This window comes from Corynebacterium sp. H130 (genome assembly GCF_037572395.1).
Taxonomy (GTDB): domain Bacteria; phylum Actinomycetota; class Actinomycetes; order Mycobacteriales; family Mycobacteriaceae; genus Corynebacterium.
Window position 1 is genome coordinate 31706 of record NZ_JBBHLA010000006.1, and the last position, 22839, is coordinate 54544.

25 protein-coding genes are annotated in these 22839 nt (G+C 59.7%); 10 read left to right on the top strand and 15 right to left on the bottom strand.

The genetic code is table 11. The features are described 5' to 3' along the window. The first annotated feature begins 12 nt into the window (after nt 1-12). Together WG939_RS11280 and WG939_RS11285 are read left to right on the top strand one after the other, a co-directional pair. A complete protein-coding gene (locus WG939_RS11280; protein ID WP_339985839.1) occupies nt 13-939 on the top strand; it encodes an ABC transporter ATP-binding protein in 927 nt (308 codons plus the stop codon). Then, the gene (locus WG939_RS11285) at nt 940-1707 is read left to right on the top strand and encodes a hypothetical protein (RefSeq protein ID WP_339985841.1); all 768 of its coding nucleotides are present in this window, start codon (nt 940-942) and stop codon (nt 1705-1707) included. It abuts the gene before it with no gap. Nucleotides 1708-1947: 240 nt separating this feature from the next. Here the strand turns inward: WG939_RS11285 and WG939_RS11290 are convergent, their stop codons facing one another. From WG939_RS11290 to WG939_RS11300, 3 genes are read right to left on the bottom strand one after another with little or no spacing between them, the layout of a single operon-like run. After that, nucleotides 1948-3171, bottom strand: coding sequence for a Na/Pi symporter (locus WG939_RS11290; protein WP_339985843.1), 1224 nt, complete (start codon nt 3169-3171; stop codon nt 1948-1950). 46 nt (nt 3172-3217) lie between these two features. Next, complete coding sequence (gene cls / locus WG939_RS11295; protein ID WP_339985845.1) at nt 3218-4702, bottom strand: cardiolipin synthase; 1485 nt, start codon at nt 4700-4702, stop codon at nt 3218-3220. Next, nucleotides 4703-5515, bottom strand: coding sequence for an exodeoxyribonuclease III (locus WG939_RS11300; protein ID WP_339985847.1), 813 nt, complete (start codon nt 5513-5515; stop codon nt 4703-4705). Between the two features lie 180 nt (nt 5516-5695). Here WG939_RS11300 and WG939_RS11305 point away from each other — a divergent pair, with 180 nt between their 5' ends. Further along, entirely contained in the window at nt 5696-6259 is a 564-nt protein-coding gene (locus WG939_RS11305; RefSeq protein WP_339985848.1) for an RDD family protein, read from the top strand. Nucleotides 6260-6298: 39 nt separating this feature from the next. Here the strand turns inward: WG939_RS11305 and WG939_RS11310 are convergent, their stop codons facing one another. The 4 genes from WG939_RS11310 to WG939_RS11325 all read right to left on the bottom strand — a co-directional run bounded on the left by WG939_RS11310 (nt 6299) and on the right by WG939_RS11325 (nt 9125). Beyond that, nucleotides 6299-6658: a hypothetical protein gene (locus WG939_RS11310; RefSeq protein ID WP_339985850.1), complete on the bottom strand. Its 360-nt coding sequence runs from the start codon at nt 6656-6658 to the stop codon at nt 6299-6301. A 329-nt stretch (nt 6659-6987) separates the two neighbouring features. After that, nucleotides 6988-7344, bottom strand: a complete 357-nt coding sequence (locus tag WG939_RS11315; protein ID WP_339985851.1) for a hypothetical protein — start codon at nt 7342-7344, stop codon at nt 6988-6990. A gap of 208 nt (nt 7345-7552) precedes the next feature. Then, nucleotides 7553-8512 carry an N-acetylglutamate synthase, CG3035 family gene (locus tag WG939_RS11320; protein ID WP_445227910.1) on the bottom strand — a complete coding sequence of 320 codons (960 nt, stop codon included), beginning with the start codon at nt 8510-8512 and terminating at the stop codon, nt 7553-7555. Next, nucleotides 8496-9125, bottom strand: coding sequence for a peptide deformylase (locus WG939_RS11325; protein ID WP_339985854.1), 630 nt, complete (start codon nt 9123-9125; stop codon nt 8496-8498). The genes WG939_RS11320 and WG939_RS11325 overlap by 17 nt, the downstream gene beginning before the upstream one ends. Before the next feature lie 27 nt (nt 9126-9152). Here WG939_RS11325 and WG939_RS11330 point away from each other — a divergent pair, with 27 nt between their 5' ends. Genes WG939_RS11330 through WG939_RS11340 form a run of 3 tightly spaced genes read left to right on the top strand, consistent with a single transcriptional unit; the run spans nt 9153 to nt 11121 of the window. After that, the gene (locus WG939_RS11330; protein WP_339985856.1) at nt 9153-9380 is read left to right on the top strand and encodes a DUF3263 domain-containing protein; all 228 of its coding nucleotides are present in this window, start codon (nt 9153-9155) and stop codon (nt 9378-9380) included. Nucleotides 9381-9406: 26 nt separating this feature from the next. Continuing rightward, entirely contained in the window at nt 9407-9985 is a 579-nt protein-coding gene (locus tag WG939_RS11335; RefSeq protein WP_339985858.1) for a LytR C-terminal domain-containing protein, read from the top strand. Between the two features lie 11 nt (nt 9986-9996). Further along, entirely contained in the window at nt 9997-11121 is a 1125-nt protein-coding gene (locus tag WG939_RS11340) for a glutamate--cysteine ligase (RefSeq protein WP_339985860.1), read from the top strand. On the opposite strand, the gene WG939_RS11345 is transcribed toward WG939_RS11340, so the two are convergent. The 8 genes from WG939_RS11345 to WG939_RS11380 form a co-directional block, all read right to left on the bottom strand. Then, nucleotides 11114-11464, bottom strand: coding sequence for a monovalent cation/H(+) antiporter subunit G (locus tag WG939_RS11345; protein WP_339985862.1), 351 nt, complete (start codon nt 11462-11464; stop codon nt 11114-11116). The genes WG939_RS11340 and WG939_RS11345 overlap by 8 nt on opposite strands. Beyond that, on the bottom strand, nt 11461-11736 hold the full coding sequence (locus tag WG939_RS11350) for a monovalent cation/H+ antiporter complex subunit F (RefSeq protein ID WP_339985865.1): 276 nt from the start codon (nt 11734-11736) through the stop codon (nt 11461-11463). Before WG939_RS11350 ends, WG939_RS11345 begins: the two co-directional genes overlap by 4 nt. Continuing rightward, nucleotides 11737-12252 (bottom strand): Na+/H+ antiporter subunit E, encoded by a 516-nt coding sequence (locus tag WG939_RS11355; protein ID WP_339985867.1) that lies wholly within the window; start codon nt 12250-12252, stop codon nt 11737-11739. Next, on the bottom strand, nt 12249-13856 hold the full coding sequence (locus tag WG939_RS11360; protein ID WP_339985869.1) for a Na+/H+ antiporter subunit D: 1608 nt from the start codon (nt 13854-13856) through the stop codon (nt 12249-12251). The genes WG939_RS11355 and WG939_RS11360 overlap by 4 nt, the downstream gene beginning before the upstream one ends. Next, on the bottom strand, nt 13849-14337 hold the full coding sequence (locus tag WG939_RS11365; RefSeq protein ID WP_339985871.1) for a Na(+)/H(+) antiporter subunit C: 489 nt from the start codon (nt 14335-14337) through the stop codon (nt 13849-13851). The genes WG939_RS11360 and WG939_RS11365 overlap by 8 nt, the downstream gene beginning before the upstream one ends. Next, on the bottom strand, nt 14338-17205 hold the full coding sequence (locus WG939_RS11370) for a Na+/H+ antiporter subunit A (RefSeq protein ID WP_339985873.1): 2868 nt from the start codon (nt 17203-17205) through the stop codon (nt 14338-14340). A 135-nt stretch (nt 17206-17340) separates the two neighbouring features. After that, nucleotides 17341-17877, bottom strand: coding sequence for an acetyl-CoA acetyltransferase (locus WG939_RS11375; RefSeq protein ID WP_339985876.1), 537 nt, complete (start codon nt 17875-17877; stop codon nt 17341-17343). 551 nt (nt 17878-18428) lie between these two features. Further along, complete coding sequence (locus WG939_RS11380; RefSeq protein ID WP_339985878.1) at nt 18429-19790, bottom strand: dipeptidase; 1362 nt, start codon at nt 19788-19790, stop codon at nt 18429-18431. A gap of 56 nt (nt 19791-19846) precedes the next feature. Here WG939_RS11380 and WG939_RS11385 point away from each other — a divergent pair, with 56 nt between their 5' ends. From WG939_RS11385 to WG939_RS11400, 4 genes are all read left to right on the top strand, one after another. After that, nucleotides 19847-20665 carry a hypothetical protein gene (locus tag WG939_RS11385; RefSeq protein ID WP_339985880.1) on the top strand — a complete coding sequence of 273 codons (819 nt, stop codon included), beginning with the start codon at nt 19847-19849 and terminating at the stop codon, nt 20663-20665. 9 nt (nt 20666-20674) lie between these two features. Next, on the top strand, nt 20675-21220 hold the full coding sequence (locus WG939_RS11390; RefSeq protein ID WP_339985882.1) for a hypothetical protein: 546 nt from the start codon (nt 20675-20677) through the stop codon (nt 21218-21220). A gap of 98 nt (nt 21221-21318) precedes the next feature. Continuing rightward, a complete protein-coding gene (locus WG939_RS11395; protein ID WP_339985884.1) occupies nt 21319-21996 on the top strand; it encodes a hypothetical protein in 678 nt (225 codons plus the stop codon). Then, the gene (locus tag WG939_RS11400) at nt 21938-22813 is read left to right on the top strand and encodes a hypothetical protein (protein ID WP_339985886.1); all 876 of its coding nucleotides are present in this window, start codon (nt 21938-21940) and stop codon (nt 22811-22813) included. Before WG939_RS11395 ends, WG939_RS11400 begins: the two co-directional genes overlap by 59 nt. Nucleotides 22814-22839: the final 26 nt, after the last annotated feature.

A 22839-nucleotide genomic window follows, 5' to 3' on the forward strand; every position in this document is an offset into this window, starting at 1 on the left:
ACACTGGTGTGCATGATTGAAGTAGCCAACCTCTGCAAACACTTTGGAAGTGTGCGCGCCGTGGACGATCTCACCTTCTCTGTGAAGCCAGGCGTTGTCACCGGATTTCTTGGCCCAAACGGCGCCGGAAAATCCACCACGATGCGCATGATCGTTGGACTTGATCACCCCACGTCCGGAACTGCGCTGATCAATGGCCGTCGTTACGCCGACATGCGCAACCCGCTGCGCGAGGTGGGCGCGCTTCTCGACGCTAAAGCCCTCCACCCCAACCGCTCTGCCGCCAACCACCTGAAGTGGATTGCGCAATCCAATGGCATTCCGACCTCTCGCGTTGATGAAGTCCTCGGCCTCGTCGGCCTCTCCGACGTCGCGGGCAAGCGCGCCGGGGGCTACTCACTCGGCATGGGGCAGCGCCTCGGCCTCGCCACCGCGCTGCTCGGTGACCCGGAAGTGCTGCTCCTCGACGAGCCCGTGAACGGCCTCGACCCAGAGGGCATCCGCTGGGTGCGTAGCTTCCTCAAAGGCCTGGCAGCCGAAGGCCGCAGCGTGCTCGTTAGTTCCCACATGCTGTCCGAAATGGCGCAGACCGCCGATGACCTCGTGGTGATTGGCCAGGGTCGCCTGATCGCCCAGACCACCACCTACGACTTTGTGAAGAACGCTTCGAGCTCCTCTGTCCTGGTGCGCACCGAGCACCTTGCCGAGTTTGAAGGTGTCCTCTCCGAGGAGGGCATCAACTTCGTACGCGAAACCGACCCGGAGGGTCGCACGGTGATCGTCATCGCGGACCAAACCACCGACTACATCGGCGCCCTGGCCTACTCGACGGGCATCATGCTGCAACAGCTCTCGGAGCGCAAGGCATCCCTGGAGGAAGCCTTCTTCGCCATGACAGGCGACACCGTCCAGTACCGAACCGACCGAGTGGGGGCCTAAATGTTCTTCAACGTTCTCAAATCCGAGTTCACCAAACTCTTCACCACCCGCGCGGTGTGGTTCAACCTCATCATCCTCGTGCTGATGACCCTTGGTTTCCACGTCTTCTCCATCTTCATGATGAAGACCTACGCCAACGACACCCCAGGCCTTACCGTGCCACCAGAAATGGTGGCCCCAGCGATCACCATGCCTGGAGCGATGATCCTCGGCATCATGGCCATCATCGCCGTGACTAACGAGTACTCCCACAAGTACGTCTCCATGAGCTTCCAGGCCACGCCTAACCGCGTCGTCCTGGCGCTGGCGAAGCTCGTCATGACGATCATCGTCGCCGCGCTCCTCGGATTCATCCTCCAACTCATCGCCTTTCCGGTCACCCAGCTCATCGTCGGAAAGGAAATGGCACCAAACCTTGGATTCGGCAACGAGGCCGTCCAGAAATTCCTCTGGAAAACCCCCATCTACATGGCCTTCTATGTCACCTTTGCCCAAGGCCTCGCCTGGCTGCTGCGCAGCGCAGTAGCAGCGATCGTCATTCTTCTCGGCTGGTACATGACGCTCGAAACCCTCGTCATTCCGATGATCTACAAGGTCGGCGACAAGATCGCGCCGTACGCGCCATTCAAGAACCTCAGTGCCTTCTACCGAGGCGAAGTCATCGACAAAGTGCCTTGGGGCGAATGGGGATCCCTCGGCTACTTCGGCGCCTGGGCTGCGGTGCTGTACATCGTGGCGATGGTGCTGCTCATCAAGCGGGACGCGTAAGGAAATCTTTCCCGTATTTGGGCCTAGTGTCCTGGGGGAATAGGTTTCAGACGTGAATTTCAGGGGAAAGATTTCCGGTGTGGGGAAATCTTTCCCCTGTTTGTTCCTAATGTCCTGGGGGAACGCCAGGAAAGCGTTCTTTTGACGGGAAAGATTTCGATCGCACCGAAAAACATCCCCCATTCGGACAGAGCGACCTGGGGAAACGCCAGGAAAGCGTCCTTTTGACGGGAAAGATTTCTAGAGGGTGGAAAGGCTGAGGATCGCCAGCGGAATGAGTGTGTAGCTAGCGATGATGCAGAGGAATGCGGGGAATGGCTGTTTACCTGCAAGACCTGCGGTCTTTTCCGAGAGTGTGAGGATTGTTCGGCTGACTGGCTTGGCGGAGAGCACGGCGATGATGCCGATTAGGTTGAAGAGCACGTGAATGAGTGCTGCTTGCAGGGCAAGTTCTCCGTGTTCGCCGGGGAAGGCGAAGGCGGTGAGGACGGCGGTGAGCGTGGTGCCCAGGTTGGCGCCGAGGACGATGCCGAGGAATCGTCGGATGGCGAGATTTCCGGTTCCGGCGAAGGGGAGGGCCGAGCAGATGGTAGCCGAGGAGGATTGGGACATCATCGTCAGGCCCAGGCCCGCGAGGGTGGAGCGGATTGGCGCGGTTGCCACTTTGTTGTGGGTGGAGTTTTCCAGCATGTGGTGCGATCCGCTGGCGGTGAGGTCCTGCATGAGGTGGGCAATGTAGTGGATCGTCAGGACAATGAGGAAGACGCCGAGTGTGAGCGTTAGGGTTCCGGACAGGGGGTGGAACAGCTGGTCGATGCCGGAGCTGAGTGCGTCTGAGACGGGGCGGACAAAGTGTCCGACGAGGCCATCTGCATCGATGGCGTGGCCGTCGGCGTCGTAAAGGCGTGTGCTCAGCGCGCCGGAGAGGCGCGACAGGGGGTGGAAAATGAGCTCGATGGGGAAGAGGACCAGGAGCGAGAGAACGTTGAACCACCAGTGGGTCATCGCGGCGGCGACGGCGCGGTGCAGGTTGCAGGCGTTGCGGTAGAAGCCGAAGGCGACGATTTGGGAGGCGGCGCAGGTGCCCACGTTGGAGCCCATGATGAGCATGACGGCCATGTCGAGGGGGACGATGCCCGCGCCGACGGTGGCGACGGTGAGGGTCGTGACTACTGTCGAGGATTGCACCGTGAAAGTGAACAGCACGCCCGCGAGGACGGCAAGAATCGGGTGATTGATGGTGCCGACGAAATTGTGGACGGCGTCGTACCCGAGGATGTGGATGCCGTTGTTGATCAGGTTGATCGCAACGACGAGGACGTAGATGCACAGGGCGATGCCCACCCAGCGCACCGCGCGACCGAACTCTGAGATCAGGATTGCGTCTTCATCGTGCTCGCTGTGAAGCGGGTTGATGTAATGAACCGTGCCTGGGAAATACAACTTAGGCGTGTGTGTACTCACAAGCCTCCGATCCCAGGGTGTAACGATTAATTCATTTCATCGTAACCTACTGCAGGGCTGAGGTTAAACGCATGACGTTGTCCACGTAGCGCTTGATCAGCGACCGCTTGGACCACACCTCTGTGGTGAGTTCGGTAGCCGAAGCGTGGTAGGTATCGGTGAGCGCGGACAGTTCGTCGATCAAATTGCCGTGGGCCACGAGCAAAGAAATTTCGTAGTTGAGGCCGAAGCTGCGCATATCCAGGTTCGAGGAGCCGAGAACACCGACGGCGTCTTCGGTGTGAGGGTCAGCGAGGACGAACTTGGAATGCAAAATCGCGGGCGCAGGGTAGCGATAAATATGAACCCCGGCTTCCAGCAGCGCTGCATAGTAGCTGGACTGTGCGTGGCTGACAATGAACTGGTCACCCTTCTCATTCACGTAAAGCTCCACGCGCACACCCCGGTAGCAGGCGGTGGTGACGGCCTCAAGGAGCGTCTCATCAGGGATGAAGTACGGGCTGCACAGCACGAGCCGTTCCTTCGCGTGGTGCACGATCGAATTGAACAGCCGTAGGTTCGGCTCCGTGTTGTAGCCAGGGCCGGAAGGGACGAGCTGCAGCACGTTAATGTCGTTGCGGCCAGGAGGAATGGAAGGGCCGGAGCCGGTTTCCGGCAGCGCGATCTCCTCACCGGACTCCGAGTACCAATCCACGGAAAACACCATTTCCATCGAGGACACCACCGGCCCCGTCAGCTCCACCATGAGGTCCATCCAGTGCAGGCCCAGGCGCCTATTGCGCCTGAGGAGGTAGCTGGAATCGATCATGTTTTGGGATCCGATGAAGCCGCGGTTGCCGTCGATAAGCAGCATCTTGCGGTGGTTGCGCAGGTCTGGGCGGCGGAAGCGCCACTTCCATGGCTGCAGCGGAAGGGTGAGGTGCCATTGGATGCCTAGGGAATTGAGGCGGCGGCCGAGCTTCCAGTAGCCGGGGTATTTCCAGGAGCCGACGTGGTCGAAGAGGAGGCGGACCTTGACGCCACGCTTCGCTGCTCGTTCGAGGGCTCGGAAGAATGGGTCGGTGGTGTCGTCCCACGAGATGATGTAGATCTGCGCGTGGACGGTCTCTTTCGCCTCGTCAACGGCGCGGACCATCGCGCTAATCGACTCGTTGTAGTCCGAGTAGACGCCACAGTTTTCGCCGGTCACCGCAGGCAGACGAGTGAGGCGACGGTTCAGCCGGATGATCGACTCCAGCTCGGGGCTAAGATCCGTGTGCGGTGGCACATCAGGTACATTAACCTGCACGTTTTTGATCTGCGTATTGTATTCCTGTTGGATCCGGTGCCTGCGCCGATTGATGTATGGGCTGCCCATCAGCAAGAACAGGGGCAGGCCGACCACGGGGATCAGCAAAATGGCGAGCAGCCACGCGCTTGACGCAGCCGGCTTACGACCCTCCGGCACAATGCCAATGGCCAGAATCTTGATGGCGTAATCCAGGACCAGGCCGATGGTCTGCCACGTGGGGTTATTCAGAAAGTCCAGCATTTAACGCACGTCGTCAAGCCTGGCGGTCTCATAATCTACGATGACCGGCGCGTGGTCCGACGCCCCCTTCGTCGAGCGTTCCTCCGAGTCAATGAAGGCAGCCACCGCCCGCAGGCTTTTCGACGCCAACTGGAAATCAATCCTCATGCCCTGGCCACGCTGGAACCGCATTTGCACATAATCCCAGTAGGTGAACTGCCCCGGGGTGAACTCGCGGGTCACTTCAGTAAGTCCTGCCTCGAGGAGTTCTTCGAAGGCGACGCGCTCGGGGTCAGTGACGTGGGTCTTTCCTTCAAAAAAGGCCATGTCCCACACGTCTTCGTCACGCGGGGCGATGTTGAAGTCGCCGGTCAGGACCAACTGCTTCTCTGGGGTGTGGGTGAGCTGGTCTTTGACATCCTTGGCGAGGGCGTCGAGCCAGCGCAGCTTGTAGTCATAATGAGGGTCCGCAATCTCGCGGCCATTAGGAACGTACAGGCTCCAGACTTCGACCCCATTGCAGGTCGCGCCGATCGCGCGGGCCTCGCGGTCCTGGGGCTTCGTTGGGTCCTTGTGGAAACCTGGCTGGTCCTCGAAGTGCGTCTTGATGTCTTCCAGTCCCACGCGGGAGGCGATGGCCACACCATTCCACTGGTTGAGGCCGAAGTGGGCCACCTGGTAGCCAGCGTCTTGGAACGCGGCGTAGGGGAAGTTCTTGTCGGTGGTTTTGGTTTCTTGCAGCGTAAGGACATCGATGTCGTGGCGTGCGAGGAAGTCGGTGACTCGATCGATTCGAGTCCGCACGGAGTTGACGTTCCAGGTGGCGATGCGCATATGTCCAAGATACCTGGGTGGTTGCTGGGAGGGTTGGCTGGCCACGCTGGAACCGCCTCTGCGCATAATCCCAGTAGGTGTACTTTTAAATCCCGCGTTTTCGGCGCGAGCTAATAGGAAAGGAACCAAAAGAGCGCTTCGGTCGTTCTATCAATAGAACCCATGGAAGGAGCCTTGCAGTTGAATGCGAAACCGGTGCGCGAACGTCTAGCTCGTGAGGTTCGGGATGCAATGTCAGTGCCGATAACCTACGGTGAGCTGGAAAAATACAATGCGTTCCTGCCGGGGCGCAACACGGGGCCTCGTTCTGTGGACAACGCACCGGTGGCCAGCCGAGTGAGCGCCCTTGCGATTGACTTGGCGCTGTTTTCCAGCATGTTCATCACCGTCCTCGTTGGCTTGTCCATCGCCTTTGCCCAGCCCTGGACTCTTGCGGGAATCTTTGCTCTCCCCGTGCTGTTCTACATCTGGCAAACCATGCTCGATGCCGCAGGGGGCTCCCTAGGGAAGCGAATGATGGGACTGCGAGTGGTGGGGCCAGCGCACACGCCTGTCGACGCCGGTCAAGCAGCCCGCCGAAACCTGTGGCTCCTCATCCCCATGATCCCCATCGCCGGGCCGTTCGTGGGCCTAGGAGTCGGCCTCTGGTACGCAGGTGTAGCGAAGGCGGATGCTTTTGGAGTGGCGCCGCACGACCGGCTCTCCCGAACCCGGGTGGTTAAGCGGATCTCATCGGAGAGTTAGCCTAGTCGTCGGCGGCGGTCCAGCTACAGGAAACGTGAGTCACGCGTTTCTTTGATCGAATTCGGCCAACGATTGGACCATGTCCAATCTGGTGCTGTCGTTGTGGCCTTCGGCAACGATCTCTTCGCAGATGGCGATTAACGGAGTGAAAGAGTCTCCGCTTCTAGAGGCAATGCCAACTCCGATGCGCTCAGAGTACATACCATCTGCTATCGGCCCCATGGACCACATCGTCCCGGCCGTGGCATTCATCCAAGAGCCGATGACTACGAGGATCGAGACAATCTTCTGGTCAGACTTCTGGTCCCCATCGCGTAGCGATTCAACAAGCTGGCGCGGAAACGCAGAGTCTGCGGCGAAATCCGCAGTCTGATCGAGCTCGGCGATCTGTCTGAACACCCTGGGTACTTCGATTTCTTCAAAGCTGCGCAACCTATGTCCAAAGAGCTCGTTATAGCGTTCTAACATTCTGCCCTCTCTCGTCTAGTACAGCCACCACATTCTATTGCCATCATTGAGGTCTTGGTGCCAGTAGCAGTCTGCTGAAAGAGCCCAAAAGGCTGTGCTCGGATCGTTTCGTAGTGCCTCAAGAGATCTAATGCACTGGTCCTTTGTCTCGTAGAGGCGTTGGCCGATGTCTGCCGAGGCGACTGGGGTGCCAAAGGTGCAGGATAGGGCGACTAGTGCGGACACTATTGCGCTCCGAAGTGGAGCGACCTTCATTTTCGTCAGCATGTTTCTATCCCGTCGATCCGTCCGGTGTGTGGTGAGATATTCGTTCGGGTGCCGGCCACGACGAGCTTACACGCGGAGTCTGGGCCAAAGGCGAAGATAACCTTTACGCGCAGGTCAAATGGACAATCGTTGTAGACCTGCACAAAACCCCACTCGGATTGCGCCCGGATGCAATCGGGAGCGCGTTCTCCCATGAGCCTGACCTGATCACCAGTCTGAGGGCTCGGGCTCACGGAGGCAATTTGGCCGTCCTCGTTAACACGGATGATGACTTCGTCAGCGATCGCAATTTCCGATGGGGAGGCGGATGCTGCCGTCGGGAGAATTGCCAGATAAGTGGAGGTCAGCAAAGCTCCCATTTTTTGTATCTCATTCCAACTCCTCTGTGTAGGACTTCAGCCACGATCTGTGGCCGTGGTCTCACAATATCTCCTTATGTGAACCTGTTTTCAAAAAGTGGAAGTTGTTACCTAATTGATATTGTTTGTCAAAAGTGGTGGTTCGCCCGGCGGAGTGCTAAGACCAAGCTGTTGGGGAATGCTGAAAGAGGGTGTGGAGCTAGCTTCCGGGCTCGCTAGCGTACCGATGCCTATGGTGCTCGATAAAACCGAGCTTTTCGTATAACCCGATTCCGGCATCATTGGTGCCAAGGACCTGCAGATATGCGGTGTGGGCTCCGTTAGTGAGGCCCCAGTTCAGCATGCATTGGCCTAGCGCAGTGCCGAGCCCTTGGCGTCGGAAAGCAGGTGCGACCTCGACGGCGGAGTAACCGAGGAAGCCGTCGGTAAGCGTGCCGCGGGTGATGGCCACAGTTTCAGAGCCATTCAGGATGCGGCCGAAACACATGTGCCCGTCGATCTGGGTGCGCAGCAGCTCCAGGGCCTGCGGAGGGAGGGGCTGGCCACGGAAGTGGTAGAGCTCGAGCCAGGCATCGTCGGGTTGGTCGAGGATTTCGAAGCGTAGGTCGTCGCGCAGTTCCACGGGCTCAGCAAGAGAGCGGGTCATGACGATGATGTCCGGGCCGAATTCCCAGCCCGCCGAGGTGGAAAAACGCATGGCTGCGGGGGCGATTCGGTCGGGCAGCAGCATGCGCGCTGGCAGGTTATGGCGCTGGTAGAAGTCTTGAATTGCGACCAGTGGAACCGCGGACAGGCCGGCAGAAGGGCCCAGCGGAGCCGCAGAATTGGAACGCTCAGTTATGCCGTCGCCGGCGCGCAGCAGCCAGCCATCCACCCAGGTGTGCTCCACGCCAGGAAACGCCTTCGCGTTGGCTACTTCGATGGCGCGGATTTCAGAATTGCGCACCCGACGAGGTGGCAGCACCTTGATTACCTGGATGAGTTCAGACGGGATTTCAACGAAATCAGAGGTTGAAACGAACCCGCCGACTGATTGCGGGCGAACGCGCAGCGGAGAGACAGAGATGACGTGGCCGATGACGTCGGTAAGGTGCCCCGGTGTGTCCGGCAAGTGGCGCCGGACAATGACGCGGTCGCCGACCTTAATCGTCGTAGCCAAACGGGTCCTCGTCTACGCCTGGGGTCCACGTGTTGCCAGCGGAGGTCCAACCGTTGCTCTTGATGGCCTTCTTCGCTGCGCGCTTCCACCGGCCAATCAGGGTGTCGGTGTACAGGAAGCCATCGAGGTGGCCGACCTCGTGCTGCAGGCAGCGCGCGAAAAAGCCGTAGCCCTCCACGGTGACAGGCTCGCCGTGTTCATCGGTGCCAGTCACGCGGGCCCAGTCGGCGCGACCGGTAGGGAAGGACTCGCCAGGGACGGAGAGGCAGCCTTCGTCATCGGTGCCGTCATCGTTCGGCATGGACTCCGGGATCTCGGAGGTTTCCAGGACCGGGTTGATCACGCAGCCACGGCGGTATTCGCCACCCTGCGCCTCAATCTCCTCCGGGGTTTTCAGTTCGCCATTCGGGCCCTCAACGTCGGGGCAGTTGTAGACGAACAGGCGCTTGCCCACGCCGATCTGGTTCGCGGCCAGCCCGACGCCGTGCGCGCGATCCATGGTTTCATACATGTCCGCGATGAGTTCAGCGAGCTCAGCTGGGGTTTCCGTTACTGGCTCGGTCGGGTTGTGGAGGACTGGGTCGCCGTGAATGACGATGGGACGAACGCTCATGACACACAAGCTTATACCCTTGTAGCCATGGCTTTAAGCGATACTGACCGGGCGATCCTCGAATTCGAATCGCGCGCGCCCCGCAACGTCAGCGCGAAAGAAGAGGCAATTCGGGGCGAGTTGGGGCTCACGCCCATGCGTTACCTTTACCGACTCAACCAGCTTATCGACGACCCAGAGGCCGCCTCCGAGTTTCCCATGTTGATCAATAGGCTCGCCCGCATCCGACACGGCCACGCCAATATCCGAAAGTAATGTGACTGGAGGGTAAGCTGTGACTCGTGTCTACCAATGAAACTTCCCCTCGTTTGCCGCTGCGCGGCATTGCCATGATCATCATCGCCGTTGCGGTGCTGCTTCTTGCCTGGGGTGTGTACTCCCTGACTAACTCTGGGCAAGAGGAAGCTGTTGTCACCCAGCCAGCAGCTAATACCGCAGCTCCAGCAGCCCCGGCAGCACCAGCATCAGCATCCGCAGCCCCAGCATCCGCTGCGCCAAGCTCTGCACCTGCTTCCGCAACTCCGGCGCCAGCATCCGGCCCCCCGGCAGTACCAGCAGCTCCGGCTGATGGCGCGCAGCCAAAGGTCTTTGCACTTAACAACTCCACTGTTCAAGGCCTGGCTAATCGTGTCGCGGATGATCTGAAGAAGAAGGGCTTCCAGGACGTCGAGTCCGGCAATTTCCCGCACGAAATCCTGCCGAAGTCCGTCGCTTTCTACACCCAGGGCAATGCAAATGAAGAGCAAGCAGCGCGCCAGATCGCGCAGCAGCTGGGAATTGTTGCGGAACCGCGTATCGATGCCCTGAAAGAATTGCCAGCAGGTGTAGTTGTCGTGATCACTGAGGACTTGAACCGCTAAACTTTTAGGCTATGGCCATCGAGTTTGCGCAAACCCAGAACCATACCCTTGGCGTGGAATGGGAAATCGCGCTAATTGACCCGGAAACCCGCGACCTCGTTCCCCTTGCCGAGCAGGTCATGGGTGAACTTGACCAGGACAACCTGCAGGTCCGGGTGGAAAAGGAATTCCTAGCTAACACTGTCGAACTCGTCACCGGGGTGTGCGAGTCGGTAGGGGAGGCAGTGGAACAACTCGAGGAAGGCCTGCGCGCAGTTCAAGCTGCCGCAAACAAGCATGGTGCACGGGTGTGGGCTAGTGGCTCGCACCCGTTTGCGTCTTCTTCTGAGCAAGTCATCTCGGATAAGTCCCACTACAACGAGATCATCGAGCGCACCCAATACTGGGGCCAGCAGATGCTCATCTGGGGCGTGCATATCCACGTCGGTATCGACACCGCCGACCGAGTCTGGCCCGTCATCAACGCCATGATGACCAAGTACCCGCACTTGCTCGCACTCTCCGCCAGTTCTCCTGGCTGGGATGGCAAGGATACCGGTTACGCTTCCAACCGCACTATGCTCTACCAGCAACTTCCCACCGCTGGCATTCCTTATGACTTCAAAGACTGGGACGAATACTCAGCCTTCATCGCCGATCAGAAGAAGTCCGGAGTCATCGACAACGATGGCTCAATGCACTTGGATATTCGCCCGGCGGAAAAGTGGGGCACCATCGAAGTTCGCTTCTCTGACGCCCCGACGAACTTGCAGGAACTGGCAGCGATCGCTGCCCTGACGCACTGCCTGATCGTCTACTATGACGAGCTTTTTGAAGCCGGAGAAACCCTGCCTAGCCTGCAGCAATGGCACAACAATGAAAATAAATGGCGTGCTGCTCGCTACGGCATGGAGGCGATCATCATCACTTCTCGTGACACCGATGAAGTGCTGGTCACCGACGACCTCAACGAGTTGCTTCGTGTCCTCGCACCGGTAGCCGAGCGCCTGGGATGCACGACCGAGCTGGGCTACGTCCGAGACATCATGGAATCAGGGGCTGCCTACCAGCGCCAGCGAACCGTCTACGAAGAGACTGGTTCGTGGGAATCCGTGGTGGACCTGGCCTGCGAAGAACTGGATAAGCCCCTTAACTAGCAGAATCGTTTCGCATCAGATGCTCGGCGTCGTAGAGACCTTCCTTCTTTGCTAGGCGACCAATGCGCTGAGCGACCACAGGTGCGGTCAGCAGTGCGAACAAGATGACCAGCACCAACACTCCCATGTCACCCTTGTTGCCCGGTGTCAGGGGGCCCGAGCCGAGCAAGCGAAGCAGCGCGCCGATGACCGTCAAGATCAGGCCGAGCGTCTGCGGTTTGGTTACAGAGTGCAGCCTAGAGACGGTGTCCCGGAAACGGACCATGCCGATGGCAGTGGCCAGCACCAAGAGTGTGCCAAGCATGATGCAGACAAGCGAAGCGATATCCAAAACCAAACTCATGACTTGTCCTTCTTTCGGTAGCGCGTCACAGCCACAGAGGAAATGAATCCCAGCAGCGCGACCACGATCATGGCATTGGACACCGTGGTGTCGAGCGTCCAGCAAATGTAGAGTGCAAGGACGCACTGGATCATCGCGACGGTCGCATCGAGGCTAACGAGCCTGTCCAAGGAGTTCGGGCCTGCTAGCAGGCGGTATCCGTTGATAAGGAAAGCGATGGCGAAGCCGATTGCCGCTGCGGTGAGGAAGGCGTTGTAAATAGTGGGATCCATTTAGTTTCCTTTCTCAAAGGCGCGGATCAGTCGTCGCTCTAGCTCCGCGATGCCATCGATGCTGTGCTGGAGCTGGCGGGTGGAACTGGCGTCGAGAATGTGCATGGTGAGGGTGCGGTCGGCGATGTCCAGCTCGAGAACTGAGCCACCTGGGGTGAGGTTGAGGAACGACACTGCCAGGGAAAACACGAAGTCCTCTTGGACGCGCATCGGCACCTTAACAATTGCCGCAGGAGGCAGTGGGGCAGGGCGCACCGCGATCCAGCTGACGCGGATGGAAGATTCGACGAGGTCCTTGATAAAGAACCACACCAACCCCAGCGCGGAAGACCAGCGGATACGCATGGTTGCGATCGGTAGGGCTGGCAAAGGGAAAAGCATGACGATGGCGAAGCCAACCACGAAGCCACCGATCACGTTCGCCCAGGAAAACTCGCCGTACATCAGGCACCACATCAGGGTGATCCAAGCGATGGTCAGCGGCCGAAAGCGTCTTTGGAAGCCTGCGAAATTCATTGCTTCACCTCCAACGTGCGTCCTGGCTTTAGCCCGGCATCGCCAAGCACTGCAGAGCGGTAGGTGTCCACGGTGAGTGAGGCGTCGGCGGCGCGCGAGGTGACGGCGGATAACGGGCCGGCGAGCACGGTGACCAGCAGGGATGCCGCTACCAGCATGGCAGTTGGGGCAACCATGCCGACGGGCATGCGTCCCACGTCAGCGCGGTCCTCGAGGGACACCATGTCTTGCACATCGGACAGCGGGGTTGGCCGGGCGGTGGCGAGGTGGCCATCTGGTGCGTCGGCGCGGTCGCGCCAAAACGCCTTCGACCACACGAGGATCATGGTGTAGAGGGTGAGCAGCGAAGTGATCACTGCGCCCGCGACCAGGAGCCACGCCATGAAACCGCCTCGCTCGGCGGCCGCCTCGACGAGGATGACCTTGCCCAGGAACCCAGAAAACGGTGGAATGCCGCCCAGGTTGAGCGCCGGGATCAGGTAGAGCACGGCGAGCAAGGGAGCAGTGTAGGCGAGCGAGCCGAGGGAACGCAGCGAGGAGGAACCTGCCTGGCGCTCGATGAGGCCCACCACCAGGAACAGGGCCGTCTGCACGAGAATGTGGTGCACCGCGTAGAAGATCGCGCCGGACAGGCCGTGTGGCGTGGCGAAGGTGATGCCCATGATCATGTAGCCGATGTGGCTGACCAGCGTGAATGACAGCAAACGCTTGATGTCATTCTGAGCCATCGCGCCGAGAATGCCAAAGATCATGGTGAACAGGCCGGCCCACATGAGGACGTGGTCCAGTCGGCCGTCGATGAAGAGGACGGTGCGGGCGCGGATGATCGCGTAGACACCCACCTTAGTGAGCAAGCCAGCGAACACCGCGGTGACCAGCGCCGGGGCGGTGGGGTAGGAGTCCGGCAGCCAGGAGTACAGCGGGAATACTGCCGCTTTGATGCCGAAGGCGATCAGCAGCACGGCGAAGATGGCGGTGCGGGTGCCCGCCGGTACCGATTCCATCCGCAGGGAAATGTGCGCCATGTTCATCGTGCCCACCGAGGCGTACACCAGGCCGAGCGCCAGCAGGAAGATCAGCGAGCTGAGCATGGACACCATCACGTAGGACAGCCCGGCGCGCACGCGGGATGGGGAGGCGCCCAGGGTTAGCAGCACGTAGGACGCCACCAGGAGAACTTCGAATCCGACGTACAGGTTGAAGAGGTCACCGGCGAGGAATGCCAGGTTCACGCCCATAGTGAGCAGCAGGTATGCGGGGATGAAGACGGCCACGGGTTCGTCTTCTGTGCCGTCGCGAAGCCCCTGCCCGATCGCGTACCACATGACGCAAAACAGCACGAGGGAGGAGACGGCGAGCATGATGGCGGAGAGGCGGTCGGCGACGAGGGTGATGCCGACGGGCGCGTCCCAGCCGCCGATGCGTAGGGCGTGGATGCCGGATTGATCGACGAGGATCACGAGCCACACGCTCAGCGCGATCAGGGAGAATAGGGCGCCGAGGGCAATCGCGCGTTGTGCATTATGCGCCTTGGACAGCAGCATCACCAGGGCCGCGGCGATCGCCGGGATGATGATCGGCAGCGCAATGAGGGAGTTAAGCATCGCGTCCCTCCTGCACTGGCTTCTCGAAGGAGCTCGGACCAAACTTGTCGCCCACATCGGTGGGGCGGCCGGTTTCGGGGTCGTCGGAACGGTCGTGGTCCGGGGCGGCTGCGGCCGTAAGCGGGCGCTTTGCGACGACGGTGTCCTCGGTATCGTCCTGCAGGATATCTGCCGTTCGGTACTGGTACTGGCGGTACGCCAGGGCCAGGATGAATGCGGTCATGGCCATCGAGATGACGATGGCGGTGAGGATCATCGCTTGGGCCAATGGGTCGGAGTCGACGCCGGTCAGTGTGGAATCCCTTCCCTTGATCGGTGGTGCTCCGGCGCCGCCACCGGCGGTGAGCATGAGCAGGTTGGCTCCGTTGCCCATCAGGAGCAGGCCCATGAGCATCTTGGTGATGGCACGTTCCAGCAGCAGGTACACGCCACAGGAGATGAGGACGGCCGCGGTGAGCAGCAAAGCAAAATTGGCAACCATTTACTGTGCCACCTCCTTTGCTTTGAGTTTTTCTTGTAGTTGACGTGCGCGTTCCTTGCGTCGTTCATCGTCGCGATCGAGTTGCGAGCCCAGGCTGTGGAGCACGTGCAGGATCAGGCCGATGACGATGAGGTAGACGCCGGCGTCGAAGACGATTGGGCTGACGATCGCCATGTATCTGATGAGTGGCGGGTGCAGTTCCCAGTAGCCACTGGTCAGAGGTGGCAGGCCGAAGAACATTGGGACCACGGCCGCTGAAGCGGATAGCAATAGTCCTACGCCGAGCAGTGCTGACGGGTCAACGGGGAGGGCCTCGTCGAGTTCCTTCCTGCCACCGGCAAGGTAGCGCAACGTGAAAGCAAGTGCTGCGACGAGACCACCGGCAAAGCCACCACCTGGGCCGTTGTGACCAGCGAAGAAGAAGTACGCACTGAGGGCCAGCATGGACGGGAACAGGACTCGGGTGGCCACGTCCACCATGAGCGAGCGATTCCTTGCCCGGTCGTTTTCAGAGGTGACCAGCCAACGACGCCCCTCCGTCTGCAGCGTGGGGCGCCTCGAATCGCGGGAGAAGTCCCGAGTCCGGTAGACCAGCGACGCAACACCGGTCGCCACCACTACGAGGACCGAAATCTCACCGAAGGTATCCCACGCGCGAATGTCCACGAGCAGCACATTCACCGCGTTAGAGCCATGACCAATCGTCTTGGCCAGGTCTGGGATGTACATGGAAATCGGCAAGGTAGAGCGCGCGTTCATGGCGAATACGGCCACCACCATCACGGTGACACCAACCGCGACAGACAGCCACGCCCTGCCACGCACCAGCGTGCCCCGACTGTTGTCTTTGGTACTTGGTGGGAACTTGCGCAGGACCAACATGAACACAACCATCGAGATGGTTTCCACCAACAGCTGCGTGAGCGCCAAGTCGGGAGCACCGTGCAGGGCAAAGATGACGGAAATGCCATAGCCCGTCATACCCACCATGATGAGCGCAGAAATGCGATTGCTCAGCACTGTTGCGGCCAGCGCAGCAATGATGATGAGCAGAGCGATGAAGCCCTGGATCGGGGAATCCCACATTTCCATGCGCACCTCGGTGCGCTCACCCGCGATGAGGGATAGCAGAGGTAGCAACACCAGGGTGCCCAGGATGATCGCCTCGTTGATCGGCAGGGAACCACGCTGCGTGGTTGCCGTGAGTCGAAGCGAGATCGTGCGGAGGAAATCCAAGACGCGGTCGTAAGCCAAGTTGGCGTCGCCGAGAGCAGGCTGCTCAAAGTACAGCTTGGACAGCAGTTCCCGCTGCCAGTGCAGGATCGCGCCCACCACTATGATCACCGCTGTCAGACCCAACGGCAGGGTGAAACCGTGCCACAAGGCCAGGTGGGTGGAGGCATGCTCGGTGGGGAATGCCTGGTCGAGATGGGTGGTCAGGAGTGCGTCGACAAGCTGCGGGGTGAGCCCGAGCAGCACGGTGAGGCAGGTGAGAACAGTAGGTGGCAGCCACAGCCACATGCTGATGCGGTGCATGTCGCGAACTGGCTGCGAGGTGCCCATGCCCGGCTTGGTGGCGAAGGCGGCCCACACGAAGTAGAGGGCGTAGGCCATCGTCAGGATTGAGCCCGCGACGATGCCGGTGAGAGTCATGATGCCAGGCATACCCACCAGCAGTTCTTCCTTGTGCACCGCGTCCAGTGCGGATTCCTTCGCCACGAAACCAAGCAGCGGTGGCAGTCCGGCCATCGAACCCGCGGACAGCAACGAAATCGCCGCCAAACCCGGCTCCTTTCGAGCCAGGCCAGACAGCTGACGAATATCGCGGGTGCCCGTCGCATGGTCAATCGCGCCGACCACCATGAACAGCGCGGCCTTGAACAGCGCGTGGCTAAGCGTCAGCGCCAAACCGGCCAGCATCGCGGTACGCGAACCGATGCCCACCAACGTCATGATGAACCCCAGCTGAGACACCGTGCCATAAGCCAAAATGAGCTTCAGGTCCTTCTGTCGCAGCGCCATCCAGCCCGCGAGCAACATCGTGAACAAACCCAGCGGGATCACCACCAAGTGCCAGGTCGGCACCGCCGCGAACGCAGGAGATACGCGCGCGACCAAGTAAATGCCCGCCTTCACCATCGCCGCAGAGTGCAAGTACGCGCTCACCGGAGTTGGGGCAGCCATCGCGCCGGGCAGCCAAAAGTGCATCGGTGCGATCGCCGACTTCGACAGCGCACCAGCCAGGATCAGCACCACCGCGGTAGTGGCTAGCGGAGCGCTAGTGAAGCTGTGGTGCGTGATATCGCTGAGGCGCCATGTGCCCGCGCCGTACCCCAGCATGATGATGCCGACCAGCATCGCGAGTCCGCCCAGAGTGGTCACCAACAGTGCCTGGCCGGCGCTGCGCCTTGACGACGCGCGTTCCGAGTAATACCCGACGAGGAGGAAACTCAGGACGCTGGTGATCTCCCAAAAGATGAACATCAACAGGAAGTTGTCGGAGATGACCAGGCCGAACATGGCGAAAGTAAACGCAGCCATGTTTCCGGCAAAGACCTGCAATCGCTTCGGGGCGCTATCAAAGTAGCCCCAACAATAAAGGAGGACCAGGGCACCGATACCGAGAATGATCAGGCTGAAAAACCCCGCGAGGGGATCCAGCGTGAGCTCAATGTTGAGATGAGCGCTCGGCATCCATGCGTAGGAAGCGTGCCTGGAGAAGCTGTCATCCAGGAAAAGGCTGGTTACCCAGAGGAAACCGACAGCAGGAGTGATGGCCAGGAGCCCGAAAGCTTTCCTTCCGAGCATCCTGATCAAGATCGGTGCGAGTAGAGAATTGACTAAAAGGCTTGAAAGAAGTGTTATCACCAGGTGGGTTTTCGGGCTCGTTGGCGGGCAGCGGGCAGGAAATGTCCGGCCCAGCGACCCACCGGCCAACCCCGAGAACAGCCGTCACAATCTCAAGTCGCTAGGCGCGACAATGTAATCGATTGTAACCGTTTGTTAACGAATGCGCTGCGAGTTATTGATCTTATGCCCGTGAATACGGTGCGCTGCAGAGCTCATGGCAGCAGCGCCCGAGTTGTCCCGGTCTGGGCCAAAACCCATGGCCCAGACAGTGCGGCCCCGGTGAGTCGCCTGGATGAAGGTGACCGTGGCCTCGAAGATGTCCATTTGGTGGAAGTTGACGATCTCCAGCGGGAAACCCATCTCTGCCAGGATGTTTGTGCAAGCAGAAATAGCGCCCGTTGCTTGAATGTCGCGCCCTAAGGTGATGCGACGACCACCACGGAACGTGGTGATATTGGTGAAGTAATTGAACGTGTGGCCAGGAAGTGGCGCTGCAAACATGTTGTGAATGCGAATTGCACTGGTGGGTGCATAAGTCTCTGTGAACGTCCGCCAGGACATTCCATGAGCTTCTTCTTTGAGTCCGCTGGGCAGAAAGTGACCGAATCGTGCTTGGAAAGGATCAGCTGCCAGCTCGTTGGTATGACGCTTGAAACCGGTGCTTGGGGAGGTGGTCGTTTGGGTAAACATTGCTACGTGGTCCTTTTTTCTTGGCTTGGGATCTTCTTGGACCGACCCAGGTGCTGGTTTGCTAACGACTACTTCCCCATGCGAAGGGGGTCAGTCTCATCTTCCTTCGCTGGGGTACGTAGCCTTGGCCACTCGGAGATTAAGGTTTGCAAAAGTCATGTAAGTCACAGTAATGCGGGTCACAGGGGTGGGGCAAGAGTGGGGTAATGAAAGGGGGTGGTGAGACTTTTCGTCTTACATAGTGGGATGATCTGGTTTGGGCGGAGGGATTTGCTGGCGCGTGTGAGATTCCTCCGGGTTATCAGGTTTGCTTGCTGGGATTATCGCCAAGAGGCCCGGAGGAATTTGCTTTGGGTGACAAGTTCCTCCGGGGTTTGACTGTGCCTTCAGGGCTTTGTCTTCGCTGTGGACAGGGTTGAGGCGGAGGGATTTGCTGGCGCGTGTGAGATTCCTCCGGGTTATCAGGTCTGCTTGCTGGGATTATCGCCAAAAGGCCCGGAGGAATCTCTCACGTGAGCAAGATTCCCCCGGGCCTTCCGGAAAACCAGGACCTACCGGGCTGCGTAGTTCGACAGGAACAGCGCCTCAGCGATCGCGATGTCGCGGATTTCCTCTGGAGATACAGACTCGTCAGGGGAGTGGATGACGCAAGATGGCTCCTCTACGCCAAACAGGGTGATTTCCGCAGCTGGCATGATGGATTGCAGCTTTTCACACAGCGGAATCGATCCACCGGATCCAACGGTCACAACGTCCTTGCCAAACGCGTTTGCCATGCACTGGGAGAAGAACTGAACTGCCTCTCCTGAGGTGTCGGTGGCGAATGGATCGTTCATTCCCGAGGTCTCAATGGAAATGTGCGCTCCCCATGGAGCATGTGCTCGCAGGTGAGCCTCGAGTGCAGTCGCGACCTGGGCCGAGGTTTGTCCTGGTGGGACTCGGTATTGCAGGTTCACGGAGCAGGTGGCAGGCACGGCGTTCACAGCCTCGGCAACTGGGGTGGAGGTCCAGCCGGTGATGGATACGGCAGGACGTGCCCATACCTGGTCAGCGACTCCGGCAACGCCGGAGCCCATGACGGACACTCCGTCCAGTACGCCGGCGTCAGAGCGGAAGTCTTCTTCGGCGTAGGAAAGGCCGTCCCAGGTTTGAGAGCAGTCCAGGCCGTCGATGGAGATGAGGCCATGCTCGTCGCGAAGCGTGTCCAGCAGGCGCACCATCGCGAAGACGGCGTCCGGGGCAGCGCCACCGAAGCTGCCGGAGTGGACCGGCGCGCGCAGGGTGTCGAGGGTGACCTTCATCTGGCCGCCGCCGCGCAGGGTGGTGGTGAGCGTTGGCGTGCCGACGGCTGCGTTGCCGGAGTCCGCGATGAAGATGATGTCGGAGGTGAAGAGTTCGGGGCGGGTTTCAATGAGGTTGTCGAGGCCCTCGCCACCCATCTCTTCGGAACCTTCGATGACGACGCGCAGGCCGAGTGGCGTGCCGCCGAGGTCGTTCAGAGCTCGCAGTACCGCGAGGTGCATGACTAGGTTGCCCTTGCAATCAGCAGCGCCACGTGCGTACCAGCGGCCGTCGCGTTCGGTGAGTGTGAATGGGTCGGAGGTCCACTTCTCCAGTGGGCCTGCAGGGACTACGTCGTAGTGGGAATACAGCAGTACGGTTGGCTGGCCTGGCTCCGGGTCCTTGGTGGCGATGAAAATGCGGGCGCCGTCGATGCCGTCGTGGTGGGTGACGTCGAGGCCGGCAGAGGATAGTGCCTTCTCAACCCAATCGGCTGCGCCACTGAGTTGATCAGCGAGTTCAGGAGTGGAATGCACCGAGTTAAAAGAGGTGATTTCGGAAAGATCAGAAAAGATTTGATCGCGTTGTCCGGAGATATGCTCGCGGATGGCGTCAGTGTTCTTGAAAGTCATGCTTCCAAGTGTAGACATCTGGGTTACATTGGATTCATAAGAGAAAGAGATGACAAATGAAGAAGTTTGCTGGCGTTTTTTCTGCTGTTGTTTGTTCCGCTCTGTTTGCCGGTTTGGCGCAGGCTCAGCTACCTGATCCGGCGCAGCTATCTAGTCAGTGGCTGCCGAAACCACCTCCTCCTGTGGTTGCTCCGAAGCCTGCGTTTGATCCGGCCATCCAGGCGCAGCTGGATGTGAAAGTCGCCGAAGTTCTCGCACGTCACGGTGGGGTTGCTGCGGTGTCCATTGATGATGGTCGGCACACGTACTTCGCGGGGAATGTAGGCGGCGGCCCGGCGATGTCAACGATCAAGGTTCCTATCGCGATCGCTGCGGAACGCAATGGCACTGCCAATCCCGATGATGTTGCAGCCGCGCTGACCTGGTCTGACAACGCAGCCACCGACCGCCTCTACGCTGGATTGGGCCCGGAAGCGGATGCGAAGATCCGGGGTGTCATCTCTCCAGCTCCAGCTATCAATGCGGGGAGCTGGTGGGCAAACAACCAGTGGGGTGTTGTCGAGCAGGCCCAGTTTGCCCGTCGCCTCGACTGCGTGGATCCCGACCGCTCCATCACCCATCACATGGGTAATGTGGTTCCTGAGCAGCGTTATGGTTTGGGGCGCGTGCCAGGGATGTTGTTCAAGGGCGGTTGGTCGCCGATGGATGACGGCAAGATGTACGTGCGTCAGCTCGGCGTGTTGCACACTGATCAAGGCGCAATGGGCGTCGCGATCGCAGCCCAGGCCGGTGACGGCAGCTACGCAGCAGCTCAGGCCATGTTGAATGAGCTCGCCGACGCCCTCCCGCGTCTCGGCTCACCGCTGCACTGCTAGCTTGGGAGCATGGCTTATCGACGCCCACAGTCAAAAATCCTCATCGCGGGGGCCTTGGCCTTCATTGCTGTCATCGCGACCTTAAGCTTCTTCACTCTGCTCCGCGTGGCCACTGGTGGGGAAACAGTGACGGAAGAAACCACTGCCGTCGCCGCCCCCAGCGTGACGCCATCGCAAAAGCCCACGCCAACCCCAAGTCCAACCCCCACTTCAAGTCCGACGCCAACGTCTACTCCAACTCCAACCCCGACTCTTACAAAGACGCCAACTCCCACGTCTTCAAAGATGCCAATGCCTCCCGCAGGCGCTAAGAAATGTGGCGAGTCCAAGAAATTCATGGCCTATGCGGGTAATGAGACAACGTCATGCCCATTTGTGGTGAATATCGCCAAGCAGATGGATTCCAAGGCTGTCGCGAACAAGGCTGTGAAGGTGAAGGCGACGAGCCCCACCACCAAGAAGTCCTACGAGGTCACCTGTACTCCGGGTAAAGACGGAGCGTTCGCTTGCCGTGGTGGCGACAATGGCGAGGCGCACCTGCTGCCCCTGAAATAGCCATACTTTCGGCCAGAAAATACCCTTTGATCAAAGGCGTCAACTAGTCACACGATAAACTGGAAGGAAATACATAGTTTCCTGAAAGGTAGCCTGACATGGCGGAAAATAACCCGTGGGCCTTGCCTCCGAAAGAAGATTCGTGGGCTACTACTCCGAACAACCCGTGGGCGCTGCCTCCCGAGCAGGATCTGCCAACTCAGGCTTTTCCGCCGCAGCAGCCACCGCAGGAAGTGCCGCAAGAACCGATCGAGCCACCTATTCAGCAAGCGCCACCGGTTTACCAGCAGCCGGTGCCTCAATATGAGGCACCGAAAAAGTCGGGGATGCATCCGGCGTTGATTGTTCTTCTCACCGTGTTGAGTGTCGCTATCCTCGGCGCTCTCGGCTGGGTGGGTTACAAGTTCTATCAGGACCGGATGGCCGCGCAGGACGATGTGGTTGTGGTGACTACGGTCGTCGTAAAGCCCCCTGCGCCGGCGTCGGCACCCGCGCCACAGCCTGCAAAGAAGGAGCCCGTCGCGGCCCCTGCGGGTAGCTCGTCCTGCGGTAATTCGCTGAAGTACAAGGTGTTTGCGGCGACATCGGTGACCTCGTGCCCATTCTCGATGGCCACCGGTCAGGCCGCGGATACGCAGTCGGGGTCGAGTTTTGGCATGCAGGTTTATAGCCCGGTGACGCAGAAGAGCTACTACATGGGCTGCATGGATGAGGGCGGTGGAACGCTGCGTTGTGAAGGTGGCGACAACGCGGTGGTTTACCTTGTCCCGCACTAAAGCACTGATCGCCCTCGGTGCGTGCGGGCTGGCCAGTTGCACGATCCCCACGGACACGAAGCCGGCCGAGCGCACCACAGTGGTCGTCGAGACGGTGACCGAGGCGCCCACAACTACGACTATTGCGCATACAAAGACCCTGGACATCAGCGATATTCTCGCCCAATACGGTGGTACCGCGGGCATCGCGCTTGTCGACGCCACCGGCACCCACACCGCAGGCCCGCTGCAGTCGGATGTGGCATGGTCCACCATCAAGGTGCCGATTGTCTTGGCCGCCACGAGGCAGGGCAGTGCTGATCCTGCGCTGGTTTCCTCGGCGATCCGAGCATCGGATAATGCGTCTGCGCAGGTGCTGTGGGACTCGCTAGGCCCTCAGGCCGGGTCCTTGGTGGCTACCGAGATTGGGAAGGTGGCGCCTGCCCCAAAGGTGGTGTCTCAAGTGACCCGGCCGGGCTTTTCGGCGTTCGGGCAGACCCAATGGGCGCTCACAGATCAGGCGAGTTTTGGCTTCAAACTTCAGTGCCATGATTTGGCATCGTCGGTGACCCCGCACATGGGTGCCATTAGTAATGGTGGTGGCTACGGTTTGGGCACCTTGGACCAGGCTGCTTTTAAGGGCGGTTGGGGGCCCGACGTGAATGGTAACTACCTGGCTCGGCAGTTTGGGTTCGTGCAGACTCCCCGCGGAACGGTGGGCGTCGCAATTGCTGCTAAGGCTGGTTCCTATGGCAATGACCAGGCTATGTTGACGGCTCTGGCTGCGCGTGCCCAGGAGTTTATTCAGCAGCAGGATTTGGGAACCCCAGCCTGCTGAGTTGCTGTCAGCGATCAACCTTGCAC

Bases quoted from the DNA above. Each gene is read 5' to 3' on its own strand.
- WG939_RS11280 (WP_339985839.1), top strand. From the start codon at position 13: ATGATTGAAGTAGCCAACCTCTGCAAACACTTTGGAAGTGTGCGCGCC.
- WG939_RS11285 (WP_339985841.1), top strand. From the start codon at position 940: ATGTTCTTCAACGTTCTCAAATCCGAGTTCACCAAACTCTTCACCACC.
- cls (WP_339985845.1), bottom strand. From the start codon at position 4,702: ATGCTGGACTTTCTGAATAACCCCACGTGGCAGACCATCGGCCTGGTC.
- WG939_RS11300 (WP_339985847.1), bottom strand. From the start codon at position 5,515: ATGCGCATCGCCACCTGGAACGTCAACTCCGTGCGGACTCGAATCGAT.
- WG939_RS11325 (WP_339985854.1), bottom strand. From the start codon at position 9,125: ATGAGCGTTCGTCCCATCGTCATTCACGGCGACCCAGTCCTCCACAAC.
- WG939_RS11330 (WP_339985856.1), top strand. From the start codon at position 9,153: ATGGCTTTAAGCGATACTGACCGGGCGATCCTCGAATTCGAATCGCGC.
- WG939_RS11340 (WP_339985860.1), top strand. From the start codon at position 9,997: ATGGCCATCGAGTTTGCGCAAACCCAGAACCATACCCTTGGCGTGGAA.
- WG939_RS11345 (WP_339985862.1), bottom strand. From the start codon at position 11,464: ATGAGTTTGGTTTTGGATATCGCTTCGCTTGTCTGCATCATGCTTGGC.
- WG939_RS11350 (WP_339985865.1), bottom strand. From the start codon at position 11,736: ATGGATCCCACTATTTACAACGCCTTCCTCACCGCAGCGGCAATCGGC.
- WG939_RS11355 (WP_339985867.1), bottom strand. From the start codon at position 12,252: ATGAATTTCGCAGGCTTCCAAAGACGCTTTCGGCCGCTGACCATCGCT.
- WG939_RS11360 (WP_339985869.1), bottom strand. From the start codon at position 13,856: ATGCTTAACTCCCTCATTGCGCTGCCGATCATCATCCCGGCGATCGCC.
- WG939_RS11365 (WP_339985871.1), bottom strand. From the start codon at position 14,337: ATGGTTGCCAATTTTGCTTTGCTGCTCACCGCGGCCGTCCTCATCTCC.
- WG939_RS11375 (WP_339985876.1), bottom strand. From the start codon at position 17,877: ATGTTTACCCAAACGACCACCTCCCCAAGCACCGGTTTCAAGCGTCAT.
- WG939_RS11380 (WP_339985878.1), bottom strand. From the start codon at position 19,790: ATGACTTTCAAGAACACTGACGCCATCCGCGAGCATATCTCCGGACAA.
- WG939_RS11385 (WP_339985880.1), top strand. From the start codon at position 19,847: ATGAAGAAGTTTGCTGGCGTTTTTTCTGCTGTTGTTTGTTCCGCTCTG.
- WG939_RS11390 (WP_339985882.1), top strand. From the start codon at position 20,675: ATGGCTTATCGACGCCCACAGTCAAAAATCCTCATCGCGGGGGCCTTG.
- WG939_RS11395 (WP_339985884.1), top strand. From the start codon at position 21,319: ATGGCGGAAAATAACCCGTGGGCCTTGCCTCCGAAAGAAGATTCGTGG.